Annotated in this window: 20 protein-coding genes, 1 tRNA gene, 1 pseudogene and 1 riboswitch; of the genes and pseudogenes, 14 read left to right on the forward strand and 8 right to left on the reverse strand. The window is 46.5% G+C overall.

All coding sequences use genetic code 11. The features are described 5' to 3' along the window. The 3 genes from RUM_RS09835 to RUM_RS09845 form a co-directional block, all read right to left on the reverse strand. A partial coding sequence (locus RUM_RS09835; protein WP_041326403.1) for an accessory gene regulator B family protein occupies positions 1–238 on the reverse strand: 238 nt, incomplete at its 3' end. 119 nt (positions 239–357) lie between these two features. Next, positions 358–1,647, reverse strand: a complete 1,290-nt coding sequence (locus RUM_RS09840) for a sensor histidine kinase (RefSeq protein WP_157864625.1) — start codon at positions 1,645–1,647, stop codon at positions 358–360. A gap of 5 nt (positions 1,648–1,652) precedes the next feature. Continuing rightward, on the reverse strand, positions 1,653–2,348 hold the full coding sequence (locus RUM_RS09845; protein ID WP_015558963.1) for a LytR/AlgR family response regulator transcription factor: 696 nt from the start codon (positions 2,346–2,348) through the stop codon (positions 1,653–1,655). 275 nt (positions 2,349–2,623) lie between these two features. On the opposite strand from RUM_RS09845, the gene RUM_RS09850 reads away from it, so the two are divergent. The 9 genes and pseudogenes from RUM_RS09850 to RUM_RS09885 all read left to right on the forward strand — a co-directional run bounded on the left by RUM_RS09850 (position 2,624) and on the right by RUM_RS09885 (position 12,100). Next, complete coding sequence (locus RUM_RS09850; protein ID WP_015558964.1) at positions 2,624–5,917, forward strand: SNF2-related protein; 3,294 nt, start codon at positions 2,624–2,626, stop codon at positions 5,915–5,917. A gap of 623 nt (positions 5,918–6,540) precedes the next feature. Beyond that, positions 6,541–7,068 carry a hypothetical protein gene (locus RUM_RS09855; RefSeq protein WP_015558965.1) on the forward strand — a complete coding sequence of 176 codons (528 nt, stop codon included), beginning with the start codon at positions 6,541–6,543 and terminating at the stop codon, positions 7,066–7,068. Further along, positions 7,069–7,164, forward strand: a pseudogene (locus RUM_RS13295) (WYL domain-containing protein); the annotation flags it as partial. Further along, positions 7,165–7,521: a WYL domain-containing protein gene (locus tag RUM_RS09860; protein WP_460092980.1), complete on the forward strand. Its 357-nt coding sequence runs from the start codon at positions 7,165–7,167 to the stop codon at positions 7,519–7,521. Between the two features lie 241 nt (positions 7,522–7,762). After that, positions 7,763–8,293, forward strand: a complete 531-nt coding sequence (locus RUM_RS09865; protein WP_015558967.1) for a 3'-5' exonuclease — start codon at positions 7,763–7,765, stop codon at positions 8,291–8,293. Positions 8,294–9,106: 813 nt separating this feature from the next. Beyond that, positions 9,107–9,601: a helix-turn-helix transcriptional regulator gene (locus tag RUM_RS09870; protein WP_015558968.1), complete on the forward strand. Its 495-nt coding sequence runs from the start codon at positions 9,107–9,109 to the stop codon at positions 9,599–9,601. Continuing rightward, positions 9,601–10,032, forward strand: a complete 432-nt coding sequence (locus tag RUM_RS09875; protein WP_015558969.1) for a hypothetical protein — start codon at positions 9,601–9,603, stop codon at positions 10,030–10,032. Before RUM_RS09870 ends, RUM_RS09875 begins: the two co-directional genes overlap by 1 nt. A 387-nt stretch (positions 10,033–10,419) precedes the next feature. Further along, the gene (locus RUM_RS09880; protein WP_015558970.1) at positions 10,420–10,638 is read left to right on the forward strand and encodes a helix-turn-helix domain-containing protein; all 219 of its coding nucleotides are present in this window, start codon (positions 10,420–10,422) and stop codon (positions 10,636–10,638) included. A 136-nt stretch (positions 10,639–10,774) separates the two neighbouring features. After that, complete coding sequence (locus RUM_RS09885; protein WP_015558971.1) at positions 10,775–12,100, forward strand: tyrosine-type recombinase/integrase; 1,326 nt, start codon at positions 10,775–10,777, stop codon at positions 12,098–12,100. 270 nt (positions 12,101–12,370) lie between these two features. Here RUM_RS09885 and RUM_RS09890 read toward each other — a convergent pair. From RUM_RS09890 to asd, 5 genes are all read right to left on the reverse strand, one after another. Next, a tRNA-Leu gene (locus RUM_RS09890) sits at positions 12,371–12,457 on the reverse strand. Between the two features lie 122 nt (positions 12,458–12,579). Continuing rightward, positions 12,580–13,341, reverse strand: a complete 762-nt coding sequence (gene dapB, locus RUM_RS09895) for a 4-hydroxy-tetrahydrodipicolinate reductase (RefSeq protein ID WP_015558972.1) — start codon at positions 13,339–13,341, stop codon at positions 12,580–12,582. Positions 13,342–13,397: 56 nt separating this feature from the next. Next, positions 13,398–14,294: a 4-hydroxy-tetrahydrodipicolinate synthase gene (gene dapA / locus RUM_RS09900; protein ID WP_015558973.1), complete on the reverse strand. Its 897-nt coding sequence runs from the start codon at positions 14,292–14,294 to the stop codon at positions 13,398–13,400. 62 nt (positions 14,295–14,356) lie between these two features. Beyond that, positions 14,357–14,959, reverse strand: a complete 603-nt coding sequence (locus RUM_RS09905; RefSeq protein WP_015558974.1) for a hypothetical protein — start codon at positions 14,957–14,959, stop codon at positions 14,357–14,359. Continuing rightward, positions 14,959–16,038: an aspartate-semialdehyde dehydrogenase gene (gene asd, locus RUM_RS09910; RefSeq protein WP_015558975.1), complete on the reverse strand. Its 1,080-nt coding sequence runs from the start codon at positions 16,036–16,038 to the stop codon at positions 14,959–14,961. Before asd ends, RUM_RS09905 begins: the two co-directional genes overlap by 1 nt. A gap of 121 nt (positions 16,039–16,159) precedes the next feature. Then, positions 16,160–16,349, reverse strand: a riboswitch (Lysine riboswitch). Between the two features lie 65 nt (positions 16,350–16,414). On the opposite strand from asd, the gene queA reads away from it, so the two are divergent. From queA to RUM_RS09935, 5 genes are read left to right on the forward strand one after another with little or no spacing between them, the layout of a single operon-like run. Continuing rightward, the gene (gene queA, locus RUM_RS09915) at positions 16,415–17,440 is read left to right on the forward strand and encodes a tRNA preQ1(34) S-adenosylmethionine ribosyltransferase-isomerase QueA (protein ID WP_015558976.1); all 1,026 of its coding nucleotides are present in this window, start codon (positions 16,415–16,417) and stop codon (positions 17,438–17,440) included. A 22-nt stretch (positions 17,441–17,462) separates the two neighbouring features. Then, positions 17,463–18,596: a tRNA guanosine(34) transglycosylase Tgt gene (gene tgt / locus RUM_RS09920; protein WP_015558977.1), complete on the forward strand. Its 1,134-nt coding sequence runs from the start codon at positions 17,463–17,465 to the stop codon at positions 18,594–18,596. 11 nt (positions 18,597–18,607) lie between these two features. Continuing rightward, entirely contained in the window at positions 18,608–19,270 is a 663-nt protein-coding gene (locus RUM_RS09925; protein ID WP_049775544.1) for an HAD family hydrolase, read from the forward strand. 5 nt (positions 19,271–19,275) lie between these two features. Continuing rightward, positions 19,276–20,130: a mechanosensitive ion channel family protein gene (locus tag RUM_RS09930; protein ID WP_015558979.1), complete on the forward strand. Its 855-nt coding sequence runs from the start codon at positions 19,276–19,278 to the stop codon at positions 20,128–20,130. Positions 20,131–20,150: 20 nt separating this feature from the next. Further along, the gene (locus tag RUM_RS09935) at positions 20,151–21,029 is read left to right on the forward strand and encodes a metallophosphoesterase (RefSeq protein WP_015558980.1); all 879 of its coding nucleotides are present in this window, start codon (positions 20,151–20,153) and stop codon (positions 21,027–21,029) included. Positions 21,030–21,072 lie beyond the last annotated feature (43 nt).

A 21,072-nucleotide genomic window follows, 5' to 3' on the forward strand; every position in this document is an offset into this window, starting at 1 on the left:
GATGACTGTTAGCGTGAAACCCACCTACAAACTGTCTCAACCCCATAAATACGGCTATGAATACAACAACCGCAGGCAGCGTATGGGAAAACAGAGCAATCAGCAGGACGATAATGGTATTCAGCACATCAGAGATCAGCAGCTCCATTCCATATGCGTAGATCACCTCTTTGGATTCTTCCGTTATGTTCTGAACCACAAAAAAGTGTGCTATGCTTTTTGCAAGTTTTGAAATCATTTCTGAATCACTTCCTGCAAAAATCATAACACAAGTTGCAAATTTTTTCAATAGGTTTTGAGAAAAAAGGTCTCAAAAGTGTCCCCAAATGTCGTCTTCTTGTCCCGAAATGCAAATAGTTAAATTTGTAAACAATTACGAACCATAATGTTCAGCTTAAAAATTCCGTCATCATAATCGAAACTTACTAACCCACCCAATCTATCAACGGAGGATTTGATACTGTTTATCCCTATGCCGTGAAGCCCTTGTTCTTTCTTTGTTGATGTTAAAACAGATGTATCTACCTTATCTGATGTATTTGTAATGACAATAAATAGCTTCTCTCGTTCTTCCATTAGGCTTATCCAAATATGCTTATGTGATACACCAGCTCTCTGGCAACCTTCTATTGCATTGTCAAGAGCGTTTCCGATGATACGGCACAACTCCAATTCGTCTGCCTTGATATTTGTTATGATATTGACCTTGCAAATAAACTCTATACCGTATGTCTGAGCAAGAGAACCCTTGATGTTCACAATAGAATCGACGGCATTATTACCAGTATAGCAGAGTCTGTTAGCAAGCCTTACAAATGAGCTTAGCTTGACAAGATATTCCTTAGCAGAATCAGTATCATTGTTTTCCAACATATCATTCAGAACTAAAAATTGATTTTCAATATCGTGTTTAAACTCTCGTACTTGCTTGTATGACAGGGTAAGCAGCTTATAGTTTTCCTGTTCCTGTTGCTTTATTGTTTCAAGGTATTTTAACTTTATCTTATCTTCAAAACTTTCAAAGAAATTAAACATAGCAAGGTTTATAAAGATAATTCCTGCAAGAGAAACGCCCAAAGAAACATAACTATAAGTGTTGCTGCCAACAAATCCATCAAGCATTGTTTGTAAAAGAAAAATACTTATGATTGGAATAACTATTATCAATATCCAATATTTTATCGGCAGTTCACGAATTTTTTTGTTTATTATGCGGTGCATCAATCCTATAAGCCATAAATAAATTATATTTGTGCCTACCATTCCGAGATAACGTCCTAAACCAGACTCTAAGAATTCATCTGGTGTTCCCATATTAGCAATGCAAAGTAATCCAATCACAATAGGTTCAGATATAGATATAATCAGTAAAAACAATATGTTCCAAAATATTTTATGACGGATTGAATCATCATAACAAATAAAGGACATGGAGCTAATAAGAATAATGGTTGTAATCAGATACACTAAAATATTATCTGTCAACAAAACTGTCGCTGACAGTATTACAGTAGAAAGAAGATACGACAGATAAAGAACTGCTTTATTAACTTTTGCCTTACTCAACAAGGAAAAGTATAAGAATACCAACATCATTTCAATTGCTACATTGACAATCTCAATGATATTTTCAATCAATACGGGCAACTCGATCATCTCCCTGTTGCATAGTTAAGATAGCGAGCAACTATCTCATCTTTATATGTTTTGCCTATGGGGATTTTTCTGCCGTTGCTTAGAATAATATCGTACTTGGTAATATTCTGTATATGGTCAAGATTTACAAGTATTCCACGGTTTATAATAGCGAAATTGTACTTTAACAACTCGCCACACACAGTTGAAAAATCGCCGCCGTACTCCAATTCACCATTAACTGTGAATAGTGATACCTTTCTTCTATGTCCCTCAAAGTAAAGAATATCTGTCAGCCTGAACTTGAATGACAGATTTTTATTATTGAAAGTGAAAGTTCTAAATCGCTGCTGGCACTCAGCAATGATAGAATTTAGCTGTTTGGTATATACATAGTCTGGCTGATTTTTCAATATATAGCGAAACGCTCCCACATCGTAGCCCTTAACGGCAAATTCGGCATAATTCGTCAGGAAAGAAATAATAACTGAACCATCTATCTGTCTGATTCTTTCAGCGGTCTGCAATCCGGTCAGATCGGGCATTTCAACATCGAGTATGATGACTTCATACATTCCCTTGACATAGAAACTCAATAAGTCTCTCCCGCTTGTAAATTCGTGTATTTCGCAGTCGGGGAGTTTCATTTCTCTTAATCTGTTATGAAGTTGTTTTAAGAATACAGGTTCATCATCAACGATAGCAATATTCATAGCAATCACCTCACAATTGGTCATGCTTTATGTATCAGTTATCATTATACCACATCGGAGAGATTATTTCAAGAGAAAAAATAGCTATGCCTCCATTAATAGTTTCGGAGACATAGCCTCATGTTGCGTTATTTTATATTCATCGAATATGGTCTATTGCCTGATTTAAGAGTGGGTGTACTTATAAGTGCTTCACAGATACTGTCCACGATACCACGAAACTGCACGATTTCTTCTTTGCAGAAGCTCTCTCTAAGCTCAAAGGCGGCGGAATCATGGCATTCGTGACCTCGGCAGGCACACTTGACAAGCGTGATGAGAGTGTCCGCCAGATGTTGGCTGACAAGTCTGATTTCATCGGTGCGATCAGACTGCCGGGTGGAAAGAACGGTGCATTTAAGGATAACGCCGGAACAGAGGTCACAACGGATATTATCTTCCTGAAAAAGCATGAAGGCAAGTCACTTGCCGAAATGTCCGATATTCCCGATTGGGTTCATATCGGTGAAACGGCTGACGGTCTGCCGATCAACAAATACTTTGAACAGCACTCTGATATGGTGCTTGGTACAGTGGTCGAGGGTAATAAGCTCTACGGCAGCGGTACTATGGTTGTCGCTGAGGACGGTTTTGACCTGAGATCGGCGCTCCATGAAGCGGTCGGAAAGCTGTCTGCGGAGATCAGTCATGAGCGTGGCAGAGATGTGTATGCGAAAACGGCTGACGGTGTGCAGGTGCAGATTCCATCGAAACTGCGTAATTACAGCTTTTTCCTTTCTGACAATCAGGTCTTCTTCAAGAAAAATAATGCTGCCTGTGAGTTCCGTTTTGACAAGGGTACTGCACAGCACAAGCGTTTCAAGGCATTTATTGAGCTTCGTGATCTCACCCGTGAGCTGATCGAAGCAATGGAACTTGACAAGCCTGACAGCGTTATTAAGGATTTGCAGGCAAAGCTGAATGTGGCATACGATGATTTCTACAAGAAGTTCGGGCTTATCCACTCTCAGACCAACAAGCGTTATTTTGCGGAAGATGTGTCCTACAATCTTGTGGCAGGACTGGAAAAGAGCTATGATAAGACTAAGCTCCTTGAAAAGTCCGATATTTTCACAAAGCGGACTATCGTGCCGACGAATGCTGTGGAACACGTTGATACAGCACTTGAAGCACTCACGCTCTCCATTGCGGAGAAAGCACGGGTTGACTTTGAGTACATGAGTGGACTGACAGGTATGACCGAGGACGAGTTGAAGCACGACCTGACGAGCGAGATCTTCAAGATTCCACATACGGAGAACGAGTATCAGACGGCTTCGGAGTACCTTTCGGGCGATATTCGCAAGAAACTCCGTGAAGCTGAGGAAATCGCTGAGTATGATCCCGATTTCAATATCAATGTATCGGCGCTGAAACAGGCTATGCCTGAACCGCTGAAAGCCGGAGATATTGACATTAAGCTCGGTGCTGCTTGGCTTGATCCGAAATACTATGAGCAGTTCATGTATGAGCTGTTGCAGACTCCGGCATATCAGCGGAGTGACAGTCCGTCTTCCCGTTGGAACAAGTCTGCTATCGTCGGTGTTGAGTATTCCGTTCACGCTAACTCTTTCCATGTAAGCAACAAATCTTCCGACAGGTCGGTGCTTGCGACTCAGAAGTACGGCACACACAAGATGAACGCTTATGACATCTTTGAGCATTTGCTGAATCTGCAAGAGCCGAAGGTCTACAAGACGATCGAAGTGCCGGACGGCTTGGGCGATACAAAGGAAAAGCGTGTGGTGGATATAGATGCTACCCGTGTCGTACAGCGTAAAGCCGATGATATTCGCAAAGCTTTCAAGGCGTGGATATTCAAAGATCCGCAACGCCGTGAAGCTATCGTAGAGAAGTATAACGAACTTTTCAACAGTATCCGTCCCCGTGAGTTCGATGGCTCGGCTCTTTCCTTCCCGATGATGACTTCGGATATTAAGCTCCACGACCATCAAAAGAACGCAATCGCTCATGCGATGTTTGGCGGTAATACGCTGTTTGCACACTGCGTGGGTGCGGGCAAAACCTTTGAAATGATCGCAACGGCGATGGAAAGCAAGCGATTAGGTTTGTGTACTAAGAGCCTGTTTGCCGTGCCGAATCATCTGACGGAGCAGATCGGTGACGATTTTCAGAAGCTCTATCCGGGAGCAAATATTCTTGTTGCTACCAAAAAGGACTTTCAGAAAGCAAATCGTCAGCAGCTCTTTGCAAAAATCGCAACTGGAAACTATGATGCGGTTATCATAGGTCACTCTCAGCTCGGTAAAATCCCTGTTTCAAAGGAGAGACAGGTCATGACGATCCAGAGTCAGATTGACGATATTCTCCGTGGTATCGAGGAACTGAAAAAGAGCGAAGGCTCTAAGTTTCAGATCAAGGCTATGGAGCGTACCCGTAAAAGTCTGCAAAAGCAGCTTGATAAGCTCGAAAAGGCTAATCAGGACGATACGCTGACCTTTGAACAACTTGGTATAGATCGCTTGTTCGTCGATGAAGCCCATGAGTTTAAGAACCTATTTGTTGCCACAAAATTGCAGAATGTAGCCGGAATTTCCAATTCTGCTTCGCAAAAAGCACTTGATTTGTTCCTCAAATGCCGTTATCTCGATGAAAAGACTGGCGGCAAAGGCGTGGTTTTTGCTACTGGAACGCCTCTCAGTAACAGCATTACAGAGCTTCACACCATGATGCGGTATTTGGAGTATGACTTCCTGAACAATCACGGATTACAGCACTTTGACAACTGGGTAGCAGTCTTTGGAGACCAGAAAACCGATTGGGAGTTAAAGCCTGCGGGCAATGGCTTCAAGGAGCGTACCCGTATCGCCAATTATACAGGTCTGCCCGAACTGATGAGTATGTTTAAGCAGGTCGCTGACATTCGTACTGCGGATACGCTGAAACTTGATGTGCCTGACTGTGAATATCAGGTGGTTCAAGTCGAAGCCACTCCGTTCCAGCAGGAGCTTGTTCAAGAGCTTGCCGACAGAGCTGATGCTATCAATGCAGGCAATGTTGATCCCACGATCGACAATATGCTCAAGATCACGTCGGACGGTAGGAAGCTTGGTCTTGATCCTCGTCTGATTGATCCGTCATTTGAAGATAACCCCGATACAAAGCTCAACCGCTGTGTAGAGAATGTTGCCCGTATCCACGCTGAAACGGCTGAGGACAGGCTCACGCAGATCATCTTCTGTGATTTGGGCGTTCCGCACAAGGCAACAGGAGAAGCAGAGGCCGAGGACGAAGATGCCGACGATGCTAAAGATAAGAAATTTATTGCTGAGGTTGAATCATTGGAGGAAGAATGCGATTTTTGCGTTTATGACGATATTCGTGACAAGCTGATCGCAAGGGGTATCCCTGCGGAGGAAATTGCATACATTCACGATGCGAAAACTGAACAGCAGAAATCCGATCTTTTTGATAAAGTCCGTAATGGTGAGATTCGTGTTCTGCTCGGTTCTACGGCAAAAATGGGTACGGGTACTAACGTACAGAAACGGCTTAAACTCGCTCCGTGACCTCAGACCGCTGTTGCGAAACTTTCGCTCGATCGCTTCGTATTCTGCTTCGGTGAGGCGTATCTGCATATACCGATTATGTGGTTCGATCTCTGCTATTTTTCTCATCTCCTTCGTTCGGGGTTCAAGGGGTGTCCCTCTTGCAAGCATTGTATCGAAACATTCAATTTCTGAGAAATTGTAATGCGGAGATACCGAGCTTGCTAGGTTTGAATCACGCCCTTCGTGCGTGACTTCAATTTGAGCCTTTGGCTCTGTAAAGTTTCCTCTCTCAGTTGGAGGAATTGGAGCTTTGCGACTTCGGCTGCAATACCCCCTCACTTATTTACCGCCATATTTTAAAAATCGGGAAAGAAATCTGCAAGAGTTCACAAAAAGTTTACGATTGAATTTGCTGGTGATACAGCATTCCGAACGTTATGCCGCTTTTTTCCGAACCCGATTGATTCTCGTGCATAATTATGGTAAAATGTTAAGAGCAGGTTGTGTCCTTATCGCTGTCTGACAGAAGAAAAAATTTCATTTAGGGCGATGCGTGAACGGGATAAGTAAAACACAAAAATCCCTATTCTGAAACGGAATCCAGAACAGGGATTTTCAGCTTTTGCAGGAGGGAAAATAAAATGGATCATGAAAGAATTATATACATCTACGATTATCTGTCACGGTACACAGACGAGAACCACGATGTATCGATCAGCCAAATACAAGAACACCTCGCCAATGTCTGCAATCTGACCAGGGTGAAGAACGTAACGATTCGCCGTGACCTTGACAGGCTGACTGCTATGGGAAATCATATCGTAAAGCATAACCGTGAACATAACACAGCATACTATGCTTTAATTGACAAGGGTTTCTCATTCAATGAAATACGTTTCATCGTTGATTCGATCTCGATAAACAAATTCCTGACAGCATTTCAGAAGAAAACACTGATAAAGAAATTTGAGGGTATGTGTTCCGATGCAGAGATCAGGCAGCTCATCAGCCGTATCGTTCTGAATGAACGTTGTTCCTCGACACTCGATCTCTTGGAAAACTTGGATAAGATTCATAGATTGATCGGTGAACGGCAGAAAATAGATTTTGAATACGGCAAGTATGACGAAACAACGAAACAGATAGCTTATTACTATAAGAAACGGTAAATGCTCCCTGTGAGCGTGATCTACTTCCATGAGCGATTCTATCTTAAATGCCTCAATGAGAAGGACAGGAAATGGCGTATATATAGAGTTGACCGAATGAAGAATATCCTCGGTGGCGAAGTGTCTTATGTTCGGCTGCCACCAGAGGACAATTATGAGGGGTTCGTAACGGATATGTTTGCTCCTGAATACTTCACCGTAGTCACACTGCGGGTAAAGAAGTATCTGCTCGATGAAATGAGGGAAAATTTTGAAGATTACGCTTCGATCCTTCACGATGAAGATGCTGACTATGTTCGTATCCGTGTACGGGTAGGTATCAACCGCAAATTTTATCTGTGGCTTATGCAGTATGGTGACGGTGTGGAGCTTGTTTCGCCTGCAAAAGAACGAGCTGAGTATTTGGAAGAAGTCCGTAAAATGCTCAGAGCTTATCCTGAATTTGCTGAGTAACAGCTTTGTGACGGCTCTTTCTGCAACTCACAAGCAACTCTTGTGCAACCCCATAATTAATGATCTGACGGTAAGCTGTCATTGTTCTCGGATAAACAGGTTTTGAATAGCTTTGAGCGAATCGGAGCATAATGAAAGGCAGTCGGTAGCAATGTCGGTTGTTTTCTTTCTGCCGATTGACCTTTCCGTTCCGTTGTGGTATAATTAACCTATAATCTGCTTTGCTTTGGAGTGATACGATATGGCAGTCTACATAGTCTTTGACGTTGAAACGCCCAATCGTTCAAATGACCGTATGAGTGCGATAGGCATTTCTGCAATCAAGGATAATAAGATCGTGGCGAACTACTTTTCTCTTGTTGATCCCGAAACACACTTCGACTACTTCAACACTAAGCTCACCGGAATAGATGCGGATAAGGTCAAGGGCGCTCCGAATTTTGCAGAGCTATGGAAGAAGATTGATCCTATCATGAGCAAGGGTATCCTCGTTGCACATAATGCTGTGTTCAATATGAGCGTTCTTCGTGCCTGTCTGCGTGATTACGGTATCTCTTGGAAACCGACGGCAAAATACCTTTGTATGGTCCGGATCGGCAGGCGTGTTCTGCCTGATATGAAGCATAACCTAAACGTGATGTGCGATCACTACGGTATTGCTCTCGATCATCATCAGGCAGACAGTGATAGTCATGCCTGTGCGGAGATACTGCTGAGATATATCGAAAGCGGTATTGACGTGAGAGAATATGTGAAAGAATACAAACTATAAATCATCAATTATCAGAGCTGTTGCGATAAAGCAATGGCTCTTTTCTTTTCAGAATTACAAATTCTATCTATCTTAAATGATATAATAAAAAATGAAAGTTTGTTTCCAGAAAGCCAAATTTTGTACAACTGGTTTCATATAATGGAAGCAGACAAGCATATAACTCGATACTTTTGTGATGTCATTGAACAGTTCCATACAAGACTTGATCGGTAATCCATTACGGTCTTTAGGGGGTGATAGCTGTGTACTGGACGATGATAATAGATCACGGTCTGCATTGATTGCCTTGCGGATTTGTTTGTGCTGATACAGAAGTTGAGTGTGTTATGCTGTAAACTCTCGGTATAAAGGGCGGTCTGAGCAGATCAGGCCGTCCTTTTTCTTATGCCTAATGTGATAGGAAGATGAAATTTTGGTGAAAAGTTGCCGCACTATGGCTTTGAACGAAGGGTTAGTTTTCAATAGTGGGACAGAGGTTTGAATGAGTTAGGTGAAAATGTTGGATTGGTAGTGCATTATCAAAAAGTGCAGGAAAATGGGGCTTTTATAAAAATCGGGTGCTCCCGAACGGGAACGCCAAGAAGTTGCTTTTTATGCTGTAATAGTTCATAATAATAATATAAAACGCATTGGTGCGTTTCTCCAACGGTGAACCTTACTGCGCAGGGGCTACTCGATCACTGTATGGAAACTGAACATCAAACAATCGAATGGACGAGTAATGTTTGATTGTCGGACGGGTATATTCCGAATGACAGGCTTACTATGTTCATTTGCTGATTTCCGTCCGACAGAAAGGACGGAACCAGTATGATAAATGATTTACATACTCCTCAGATTCTATTATTTAGCGAACAGGAGGAGCCGCAAAGCTACGAAATTTACGTTTACGGAACTGATGATCTTGTTGAGCAGCATAAGGACAGCTTCTGCTTAGCATTATGTCGGTATTTAGACGAGATCCATATAAGCCAGAAAACGCTGGCAAGGTTGACAGGGATTGCTCCCTCTACACTCTCACGGTATCTTTCGGGGAAAAGAAAGATGCAGTATGACTGCCTCTGTGCGGTCTGTATCGCACTTAGACTTCACCCTTGCAGGCAGCGTTATTTGTTTTCGCTCCTGATGTATGCGTTGCCATGTTATCAGGATTTCAGAAAAGCAGATAAGAACATCATCATGGCGTATCTTGACGGCTGTGCGTTCAATAACCGTTATACGCTGACAGCCTGCAATGAACAGTTGAAGGCAATCCATGCCAAACCTCTTACACACCTGACCTCTGCTAAGGGTGACAGTGTGTAATGGGAAGATTTATGTATGTCCACTTTGGCGATGATGTTCCCCGTAATATTGAGAAAGAGTATAACAAGCTCTTGCGAAAAGAACGATACCTTGAGGAGCGAGATGCAGAAAACGGAATGATCTATGCCGATTTTGACGCTGTTCTTGCTGCAAATCCCGATCCTGCAAGTATCCCAATAAGCGAGGAAGAAGAGCAGGAGCAGATCAGGCAACGGAACAGGCATGACTATCTGCCTGATGCCTTAGAACTTTTGAAATCGGATTTTCCTGAAGGGTATGAGCTGATACGGGATTACTTTCTGAGAGAGGACAAGGTGACGATGTGGTATCTCGTTGAGAAATACGGCTTGTCCATTGATGTGGTGCGTTATCGAATCAAGATCGCAAAGCAGAAGCTCAAAGAGTATATTATCTTGCACGAAAATGAATGAATAAATATGTGCAGAACGCTGATTTTTTCTTTTTGGAGAAAGAAATATGGGAAAAACTTTCCCGATTTTGCAAAATCCTCGGTTGATATATAGAGGGGTTCATACCACTGACGTTTGATAAGGGTACGGATCACTTGCTGACATAACTATCCTCTGTGATAAGGGACGGTACGGTTTTTCCATTTGCCGCACAGTCCCCTTAGCTTTGTTTGGCAGCTGATATGCTGTCGGGAGCTTCCTCTTGATCTGAGTGGGAAGCTGCCAACAGTACATCAAATATCAGGCATAAAAATAACTGACAACGATGCACTTTGTATCTTGACAATAGAATATGGAACATCTACGCTTTTTCAGTTTCTTTTTCTGACAGGAAGGAGGTTATGTCCTATGGATTCAATACCGCTTGAAGTTGTATATAAGAATATGTATAGCGAATATCCTGAGATACTGGAAGTGAAGGACTTATGTGAAATTCTCGGCTATGGAAAGAAAAAGGTTTATCAGCTTGTCAAGGAAGGACAGCTCAAAAAAATTCCTTGTGGTAGAACGATCAAGGTCGCAAAAGTTACGGTTATAGATTTCGTTCTGCAATGCGCACAAAAATAACTGGTAGAAATGTCCCTTGTGTCAAATTTAGTAGAAGTGGTAGGAAAACGCTTGCAAATGGCCTTGTTTCGCGCTACAATAGAGTTATGAGGTCAATCGCGCAGACCGCCGCTTTCGACATAAGGAGGGTAATATAATGAAAGCAAGTCTGCCTTTTAAGTACATTATTGCCGATAAGAAAGGCAAAAACTATGTTGTCTTTGATTTCAAGGACGACAGTGGCAAGCGTAAGAGAAAATGGGTCACGACCGATTTGCCTGCTGACTGCTCTTATAAAGCACTGACAGCAAAGGTGAACGTCATTGTAGCAAAGTTCTATGAGGAGTTTCTCACAGGCAGATTAACAAAAGTCAAGGAAGCTCCAAAGGAAAAGGAAAAGACAGAACTCAGCGAGGAGATCCTCAGTGATGATGCTGAATGCAAGACAGGTTTTGAGTTCACGGCATTTCTTGATTACTGGCTTGAAACGATCAAACCGACACTCGCCCGAACCTCTCATCAGAGCTACACTCGCTATATCACCAGGATCAAAAACTATTTTGACGAGCGTTATCCGCATCTTCTTCTCGGCAACCTGACAGCTTTACAGCTTCAGCAGTTCTATAACGATAAGTACAACAGCGGTCTTTCGGGCAATTCGGTAAAGCATTACCACGCCAATATCCACAAAGCACTAAAATATGCTGTAAAAATGGATATGCTCGATATAAACGTTGCAGATAAAGTTGAACTGCCGAAGATCCAGAAGTTTGAAGCCAATTTCTACAACAAGGACGAGTTGGAACAGCTCTTTGAAGTATTCAAGGGCGACAGACTTGAACTTGTGGTACATATTGCAGCCTACTACGGACTTCGCAAGAGCGAGATTATCGGTTTGAAGTGGGATTCCGTCAACTTTGAAGAAAAGAAACTCACGGTTCGCCGTAAGGTCTCCAGCACTTATGGCAGCGGCAAAGAAATGATCTTTGTCGAAAATCAGCTTAAAACTGAGTCCAGTGTAAGAACCTTTCCCTTGATTCCTCATATTGAACAGATGCTGATCGAACGCAAAACTCTTGAAGAATACTACTCGAAGCTCCTCGGTAAAGACTTTGACAGGGAATATGACGGCTTTGTGTGCCGTGACAACTTCGGTAAGCTGATCACGCCAAACTTTGTGACTTCTCACTTCAAGTACATCATTCAGAAAAATAAGCTCAAACATATTCGATTCCATGATCTTCGTCATTCATGTGCCAGTCTGCTGCTTGCAAACGGAGTATCCATGAAGGCGATCCAGGAGTGGCTCGGACATTCAACATTTAATGTTACAGCCAATTTTTATAGTCACCTCGACTTTCATTCCAAAGTGGAGTCTGCGGAGACTATCGCCAAAGTGTTGGGTGGAGACAGTGCAGATACGGAGCAGGCTATCCATGATAAAGGTTCTGAGGGCAAAAAAAGTCGCAAGTCCTCAACCTGAGAACCTGCGATAATAGTGTGCCGATCGTCTACCCATTCTACCACGGCGGCATTATAAAAAAAAGTAAAAAAAGTCAATCAAGTCAACTTGACACGGGGGATAAAAATCTTTTGTGCTAAGACCAAAAATGAAAGTGAAATTGAAAAAAGCAGCGATTTTGGTAGAAAATTTGGTAGAAATCCGGTAGAAAAACGCTCATTCACAAGAAACTTTTCTACCAAATTAGTCAGAAAATAAGAAAAGAATGCCGTAAAATCGACATTCTTTCATTGGTGCCGCTAACCGGACTTGAACCGGTACGGGTTTTACCCCGAGGGATTTTAAGTCCCTTGTGTCTACCAATTCCACCACAGCGGCAATGCATTTATTATACTACAGAATTCCTCTTTTGTCAACTGTTTTTGCGCTTTCTGAGATGATGCTTTGGATATCGCATAAAAAACATCCGCTGCATATGATGCTACAGCGGATGCTTTGCTTTAGCCTCGTTCGTTGATCAAATCATTCATATCATACAAGCCCGCTTTTTTGCCCTGCAAAAATACAGCGGCGTTGATGGATCCCACAGCAAACACGCCCTTGGATGCGGCAGAGTGGGAAATGGTAATGGTTTCGTCGTGCCCGGCAAACAGCACCTCATGCTCGCCTACAATGGTACCGCCCCGGATGGCGTGAATGCCGATCTCGTTTTTATCCCGCTTGCAGCGTCTGGAGTGGCGGTCATAGACATACTGATGGGGTACTGCCATGGTTTCGTTGATGGCATTTGCAATCATCAGCGCCGTACCACTGGGTGCATCAATCTTCTGGTTGTGATGCTTTTCGATGATCTCCACATCAAACTGATCCCCCAGCAAAGCAGTTGCCTTCTTCGCCAGGCTCACCAGCAGGTTGATGCCCAAAGACATATTCCAGGAGAAGAAAACCGGGATCTGCTTTGCCGCTTCCTTGATGGAAGCGATCTGTTCGTCCGTATAACCGGTGGTAGCAAATACAGCGGCGGTGCCGGTGGACAGGCAGTATGCCAGCAATCCTTCCAGAGTGGAAGGGTGTGAATAGTCCACGATCACATCCGGCTTTTCCGGCAGTTCCTCCGGCTTGGAAACGATGGGAAAGTCTGCATAGGCGGTGGTGTTCAGGTCAATACCGCTGATGATCCTGCAATCGGCTCGTTCCTGCACACACTGGTAAATAGTGTGCCCCATTTTCCCGTTGGCACCGCATATTGTAATATTCGTCATATGTAGTTTCTCCTTTTTGAAAAACCGCTGCATAGGACATGCAGCGGCATTTTACTTTAAAGTTCCGGAATCAGCTTGTGCTTTTGCAGACAAGCCACCAGAGTGGTCAGATTTTCGCTGCTCATTCTTACAAGCGGCATCCGGCAGCTGCCCACGTTCATGCCCATCAGATTCATAGCTTCCTTGATCGGAATCGGATTGACTTCAGAGAACAGAGCGTTGATCAGCTCCAGATACTTCAGCTGTAAAGCAGTGGCAGACTTGAAATTACCCTTCAGACAGAACTGTGTGATCTCATGTGTCTCCCGGGGCAGGATATTGGACAGAACGGAAATGACGCCTGCACCGCCCAGAGACATCACCGGTACAATCATATCATCGTTGCCGCTGTAAATATCCAGCTGATCTCCACAGCGCTCAAACAGCTTTGCAACGTAGGAAATGTTTCCGCTGGCTTCCTTGACCGCCACAATATTCTTGTGACCCGCAAGCTGCGTGTACGTGTCAATTGCAATATTCATACCTGTACGGGAAGGAACATTGTAGAGGATGATGGGGATATTGACGCTATTGGCAATCATGGTGAAATGTGCAACCAATCCAGCCTGGCTGGTCTTGTTGTAATAGGGTGTCACCAGCAGCAGCCCGTCAGCGCCGCACTTTTCAGCCTCCTGGGACAGCTGAACCGCATAGTCCGTATCATTGCTGCCCGTACCGGCAATGACCGGGATCCGCTTGTTGACATGCTCCACAGCAAAGCGAATGCACTCCACATGCTCCTCGTCCGACAGGGTCGCCGATTCACCGGTGGTGCCGCAGACGATGATGGCATCCGTTCCGTTGTCGATCTGGTAATCCAGGTTCATGGCAAACTCTTCATAGTTTACAGTTCCGTCCAGATTGAACGGAGTCACAATGGCAACGCCGGCACCGGTAAAAATGGTGTTCTTCATAGGTACTCATTCCTTTCAAAAACAATTCAGGCATACCGCACAAGCCCCGTGCGTTGCTGCCTTTATTGGATGGATACGAAATTCCGCATGATCTTTTCGATGGAAACCGGGGTTCCGACCTGAAAATCCGCCCGGAGTCCGTAGGTATACACAGGCAGCTCCCCAAGCTCATCAAGCACCTTGCATGCCTGTTGAATGGTTTCCTTTGTGCAGCTGTTAACGTCCAGGAACACCTGTTCTGTTTCCGGCGCATCCGCTGTGACATGCGTCACGGTGACACAGCGCTTGGATTCAGTCACTGCCAGATATTCCGGTTTTTTAGAAAGCAGAAAGGCACGATTTTCGCTGATGCAGTCCTTGGCGCCACAGAAGTGGAGCATATTGTCCAGTGCCGCACTTTCCACATTGGTGCAGTCGTCCGGCAGCACGATCAGATAATCCAGCTTCATAAAGCCCTTGTAGACGCTTGTGCCGATGAAACGGCGAAGCTCCTCAACGGTTTCGTCAAAATCTACCAGATAATCGGATACATAGGGAAGCTCCCGGGGTTCGTTCATGGAAAAATCCACAAAATCAGATGCGGAGATCAGCGCATTGGGATTGCGCAGATTCAGCAAAGAGATCAAAAGCGTGTCATTTTCTGCACTGATAAATACGTTTCTCATCAATCAAAATACCCTTTAGCAGCCAGAAGCTCAGCCAGCAAAACACCGCCGCCTGCTGCGCCCCGGAGTGTGTTGTGGGACAGGCATACAAACTTGTAATCGTACTGTGTATCCTCTCTCAGACGGCCGATGGAAATTGCCATGCCATTCTCCAGGTTCCGGTCCAGCTTCGCCTGGGGCCGGTCATTTTCCTCGAAGTAATGGAGGAACTGCTTCGGTGCAGAGGGCAGCTCCAGTTCCTGGGGCACGCCGGAAAATGCCTTCCAGCACTGGAGGATCTCCTCCTTGGAGGGCTTGTTTTCAAAGGAAACGAATACAGCGGCAGTGTGGCCATCCTGTACCGGCACACGCAGGCACTGGGTGGTGATGGAGGGTGTCGCCGTCTTGACAATCTGATTGTTTTCGATGGTGCCCCATACCTTCAACGGCTCCTGCTCAGACTTTTCTTCCTCACCGCCAATGTAGGGAATCAGGTTATCCACCATTTCCGGCCAGGTCTTGAAGGTCTTGCCGGCACCGGAAATTGCCTGATAGGTGCATGCCAGCACATGCTTCAAGCCGTACTTCCGCAGGGGGTGCAGGGCAGGAACATAACTCTGGATGGAGCAGTTGGACTTGACCGCAATGAAGCCCCGCTTGGTACCCAGCCGCTTCCGCTGTGCATCAATGATTTCAATATGCTCCGGATTGATCTCCGGAACCACCATGGGCACATCCGGTGTAAAACGGTTTGCGGAGTTGTTGGAAACCACCGGGCACTCAGCCTTAGCGTATGCTTCCTCCAGCTTCTTGATCTCGTCCTTTTTCATATCTACTGCGCAGAACACAAAGTCCACCTGGGATGCAATCTTCTCTATGTCCGCAGTTGCGTCCATCATGATCATATCCTTCATTGCAGCAGGCATCGGTGTGGTCATCGCCCAGCGGCTTCCCACTGCCTCTTCATAGGTCTTTCCGGCAGAACGGGGGGATGCAGCCAGCACCTTTACCCGGAACCAGGGATGATTCTCCAGCAGCGTTGCAAAACGCTGACCAACCATGCCCGTTGCACCAATGATACCTACATTGTATTGCTTCATTTTTCATTCGCTCCTTGTGTTAATTTGTGAAAAGTGTATAATATGAAAAAAACCGGTTGAAAACCGGCCCATCATAAGATATAATAGAAGTATTGGCATATACATCAGCGGAAGTGATCTATATGCCGATAGCGCTCCATCAATCCATGATGACAGTCACAAGCTTGTTCAGCCTGTGCCCAGAAGATGCGTTGCCGGGCACCCTCTTCGGCGGTTTTGCCTTTCTGCATGCACCGGAATGGCTGTTCCGCTGAATACTATCCGTATTCTGTGCAATGCATACTCTTCTTAACCGCACCTCTACCTTATTCAATTACAATCATAGCATTTATTTTTTTGCTTGTCAATATGAATTTAAAAAAGCCAGGAGAAATCAATGAAAAAATCTGATTTTTATTATGATCTGCCGGAGGAACTGATCGCCCAGACCCCGATCGAGCCCCGGAATCAGTCCCGCCTGATGGTAATCGACCGGGAAACCGGTGCTGTTTCCCATCAGCATTTCTATAATCTATGCGATATGCTCCAGGAAGGTGACTTACTGGTACTCAACGACAGCCGTGTCATTCCTGCTCGCCTGTACGGAGAGAAAATAGACAATGGCACCTTTATTGAATTTCTGCTGTTGGAGCAGAAAGGGGATAAGCTGTGGGAGCTGATCTGCCGTCCGGGCAAAAAAGCCAAGGTTGGCACCCGGTTTTCCTTCGGCGGCGGCAGGCTCATCGGCGAGGTAGTGGAGGTCAAGGAAGACGGAAATCGACTGGTGCAGTTTACCTGCGAGGGGAACTTCTTTACCGCCCTGGAGGATGTGGGGCAAATGCCTCTGCCTCCCTATATCAAGGCAAAGCTCCAGGACAAAGAGCGCTACCAGACTGTCTACTCCCGGGAACTTGGCTCCGCAGCTGCCCCCACCGCCGGGCTGCATTTCACAAAGGAAATGCTGCAGCAGTTACAGGACAAAGGCGTACGCCTTGCCTATGTGACCCTACATGTGGGACTGGGTACCTTCCGTCCCGTAAAGGAAGATGATGTACTGCAGCATAAAATGCACAGTGAGCATTACGCCATGTCCCAGGAAACGGCAGATCTGATCAACCAGACCAAGGCAGCTGGGGGACGGGTCATCTGCGTAGGCACCACCTCCTGCCGGACGGTGGAGAGCATCGCCACCTTTTTTGGCAAGATCCAGGCTTGCGAAGGGTACACGGACATTTTCATCTATCCTGGCTATCAGTTCAAGGTCATGGACGGACTGATTACAAACTTCCATCTGCCGGAAAGCACCTTGATTATGCTGGTTTCCGCTTTTCTCGGCTACGACAATACCATGCGTGCCTACAAGACAGCTGTTGAAGAAAAATACCGGTTCTTCAGCTTCGGGGACGCATGCTTCATCCGGTAACCAACACAGCAAGGAGCGTATTATGTACAAACTATTAAAGCAGGAGGGACTTGCCCGGAGAGGCACGGTGGATACCGTACACGGTACCTTTCAGACACCCTGTTTCATGAATGTAGGCACTGCCGGTGCCATCAAGGGCGGCATTTCCACCATGGATCTCAAGGAACTGAAATGCCAGGTGGAGCTCTGCAACACCTATCATCTGCATCTGCGGCCCACGGACACGGTGATCCGGAAAATGGGCGGTCTGCATAAATTCATCAACTGGGATCGCCCCATTCTCACCGATAGCGGCGGCTTCCAGGTATTCTCCCTGGCAAAGCTGCGGCGCATCAAAGAGGAGGGCGTGTACTTCCAGTCCCACATTGACGGACGGCGCATTTTCATGGGACCGGAGGAAAGCATGCGGATCCAGTCCAACCTGGGTTCTACCATTGCCATGGCGTTTGATGAATGTGTGGAGAATCCCGCAACCTATGCCTACGCCAAGCAATCCTGCGCCCGTACCACCCGGTGGCTCCAGCGCTGTAAGGCGGAAATGGCACGGCTCAACAGCCTGCCGGACACCATCAACCCCCACCAACTGCTGTTTGGCATCAACCAGGGATGCACCTTCGATGACCTGCGGGTGGAGCATATGAAGCAGATTCGGGAACTGGATCTGGATGGCTATGCTGTGGGCGGTCTGGCTGTGGGGGAGCCTACGGAGGAAATGTATCACGTTCTGGATGTAGTGGTACCCCACATGCCGGAGCACAAGCCCCGGTATCTGATGGGGGTAGGTACTCCTTCCAACATCATTGAGGGAGTCGCCCGGGGCATCGATATGTTCGACTGCGTCATGCCCAGCCGAAACGCCCGACATGCAACCGTATTCACCTGGAACGGCATCATGCATCTGACCAACCAGTGCTATGAAACGGACGACCGCCCCATTGACGAACACTGCGACTGTCCCGCATGCAGACACTACTCCCGGGCATACATCCGGCACCTGTTCAAGGCAAAGGAAATGCTGGCAGGCAGACTGGCAGTGATGCACAACCTGTATTTTTACAACACCCTGACGGAACGGATCCGCTCCGCCATTGAAACCGATACCTTTGCCCAGTTCCGGGCGGAATACTCCGGACGGCTGGCAAAGCTGATCCGCTGAAAGAAGGAATCATGATGATACGTCTGGCTGTATTTGATCTGGACGGCACGCTGGTCAACTCCCTGGCTGACCTGGCTGCCGCCTCCAACTATGGACTTCGCACCCTGGGCTTTCCGGAGCATCCCACTGAAAAGTTTCGCTATTTTGTAGGAAACGGCGTCCGGAAGCTGTGTGAACGGGTGCTGCCGGAGGATGCCAAGGAGTATGCAGACCGACAGTATGCCCTCTTTTCTGAATATTACAACACTCATTATGCTGACCAGACCCGCCCCTATCCGGGCATCAAGTCCCTGCTGCATCATCTGAAGGATGAGGGGATCCTGCTGGCGGTTGCATCCAACAAAACCGAACTATTTACCCGGGAGATCGTGGAGCATTTCTTCGGCACGGCTCTGTTTGATCTGGTCAGTGGAAAGATTGACGGCAGACCTGTGAAGCCGGATCCGGCAATTTTACAGGCAGCAATGGAGCAGTTCGGCGCAACTCCGGCTGAAACCGTTATGATTGGAGACAGCAACGTGGATATCCGCACCGCCAAAGCAGCCGGTACTCACAGCATCGGTTGTATCTGGGGGTTCCGGACAGCAGAGGAACTGACGGAGGCCGGGGCGGAACAGCTTGCAGAGACACCGGCACAGATCCTGGACGCCGTGCATGCATGGAAGGAGGCATAACCGCTATGGAAATCAGTAACACCATTGACGAAACCGAAGCTGTGGTGGAACAAACCACATCCTTTTTCAGCGGCATCCTGCAAAAGATCCAGGATGCAATTCCAACTGTGCTTGTGGCGGTGGTGGTATTTATCATCGGAGCTCTGCTGGCAAAGCTGCTGCAAAAAGCTGTGAAGCGGGGCATGAAGCGCTCCAACATTGACGATACTGCCATTGGCTTTTTCCAGTCCCTGATCCGGGTAATCCTGTACACGGTGCTGATCGTAATTTGCCTGTCCATTCTCAAGGTACCCATGAGCTCCATTGTGGCAGTGATCGGTGCGGCAGGGCTTGCCATTGGTCTGGCGCTGCAAAACAGCTTGTCCAATCTGGCAGGAGGGTTCATCATCCTCTTTTCCAAGCCCTTCAAGGCAGGGGACTATATCGAAACCTCCGGCGTCAGCGGCACGGTAGAATCCGTAGGGATCCTGTACACCCGGATCATTACGCCGGACAATAAGACGGTCTACATCCCCAATGGTACCATCTCCGCCTCCGTGATCTCCAACTACACGGAAAAGAAGCTGCGCCGACTGGATCTGGAGTTTTCCATCAGCTATGAAAGCGATTTTGATAAGGCACGAAATCTGATCCGGCAAACCATCAACGAATCAGAGATTGCTCTGAAGGAGCCGGAACCCCTGGTACGGATGGGCAGACAGGACGACAGTGCCATTATCATCTTTACCTATGTGTGGGTGGACAGTTCCAACTACTGGGAACTTCGGTATACGTTACTGGAAAACGTGAAGAAGCAGTTTGATGCCAACGGGATCAGTATTCCCTTCCCCCAGGTGGATGTACACAATATCCCGCAGTAGCCCGGAAAGGGGGACTTTCTATGAGCGAATCCGTAACACCGGCTGCTCCGGATGAAGCAGCCTCTACACCAAAACCGAAAAAAAAACATACCAAGCGGCGGGTCTTTTTTCTGATCCTGGTGCTGCTGTGGTTATTCAACAACTTTACCTTGAAAACCACCAGGGAGGAGATCACCAGCCCAAAGGTGACCAACGAGATCACCATAGCCGCTCTGAGCGATTACCACGCCAGCTGGCTGGGGATCCAGCCGGAAACGATTCTTGGAGATCTGAAGCGGATCGATCCGGATCTTGTCTGTATTCTGGGGGATATGTACACAGATCAGCCCAGCGGCAAAAGCTGCGACCGGGCGCTGGCGCTGATGAAAAAAATTGCTGCCCAGCATCCGGACAAGGTATACTATGTGCCCGGCGAGCACGACCGCACCTATGCCTACATGGATGCTCTCCGGGCAGCAGGCATTCATGTGATGGACTACAAGCAGGAACGGGTGCAGATCGGCTCCACCATACTGGAAATCTACGGCATTGACAATGCATATTTTTCTCCTACCTTTGATCTGACCAATGCCTTCGAGCTGCCGGATCCGGAGGTTTACTCCATTCTGCTTGCTCATATTCCTGTACCAGAAAAATATGCCCCCTTCGGAGCAGATCTGGTACTGTGCGGTGACACCCACGGAGGTGTGGTACAACTGCCATTCCTGGGGCCTGTGTATGACGACGGCATCTGGCTGCCGGAGGTACTGGGAAATGCAGGCACAGTTTACGACAAAGGGATCTTCCCCTGCGGCACCGGCAAGCTGTTCGTCACCTCCGGGATCGGAAACTATCCCAATATTCCCATTCGTTTTCTCAATCGTCCGGAGATCGGTGTACTCAAGATCATGCCGGAATAAGAGAACACCGCAGGGTATGTTCTGCCCTGCGGTGTTGCTGTAT

The organism is Ruminococcus champanellensis 18P13 = JCM 17042, assembly GCF_000210095.1.
GTDB classification, from domain to species: domain Bacteria; phylum Bacillota; class Clostridia; order Oscillospirales; family Ruminococcaceae; genus Ruminococcus_F; species Ruminococcus_F champanellensis.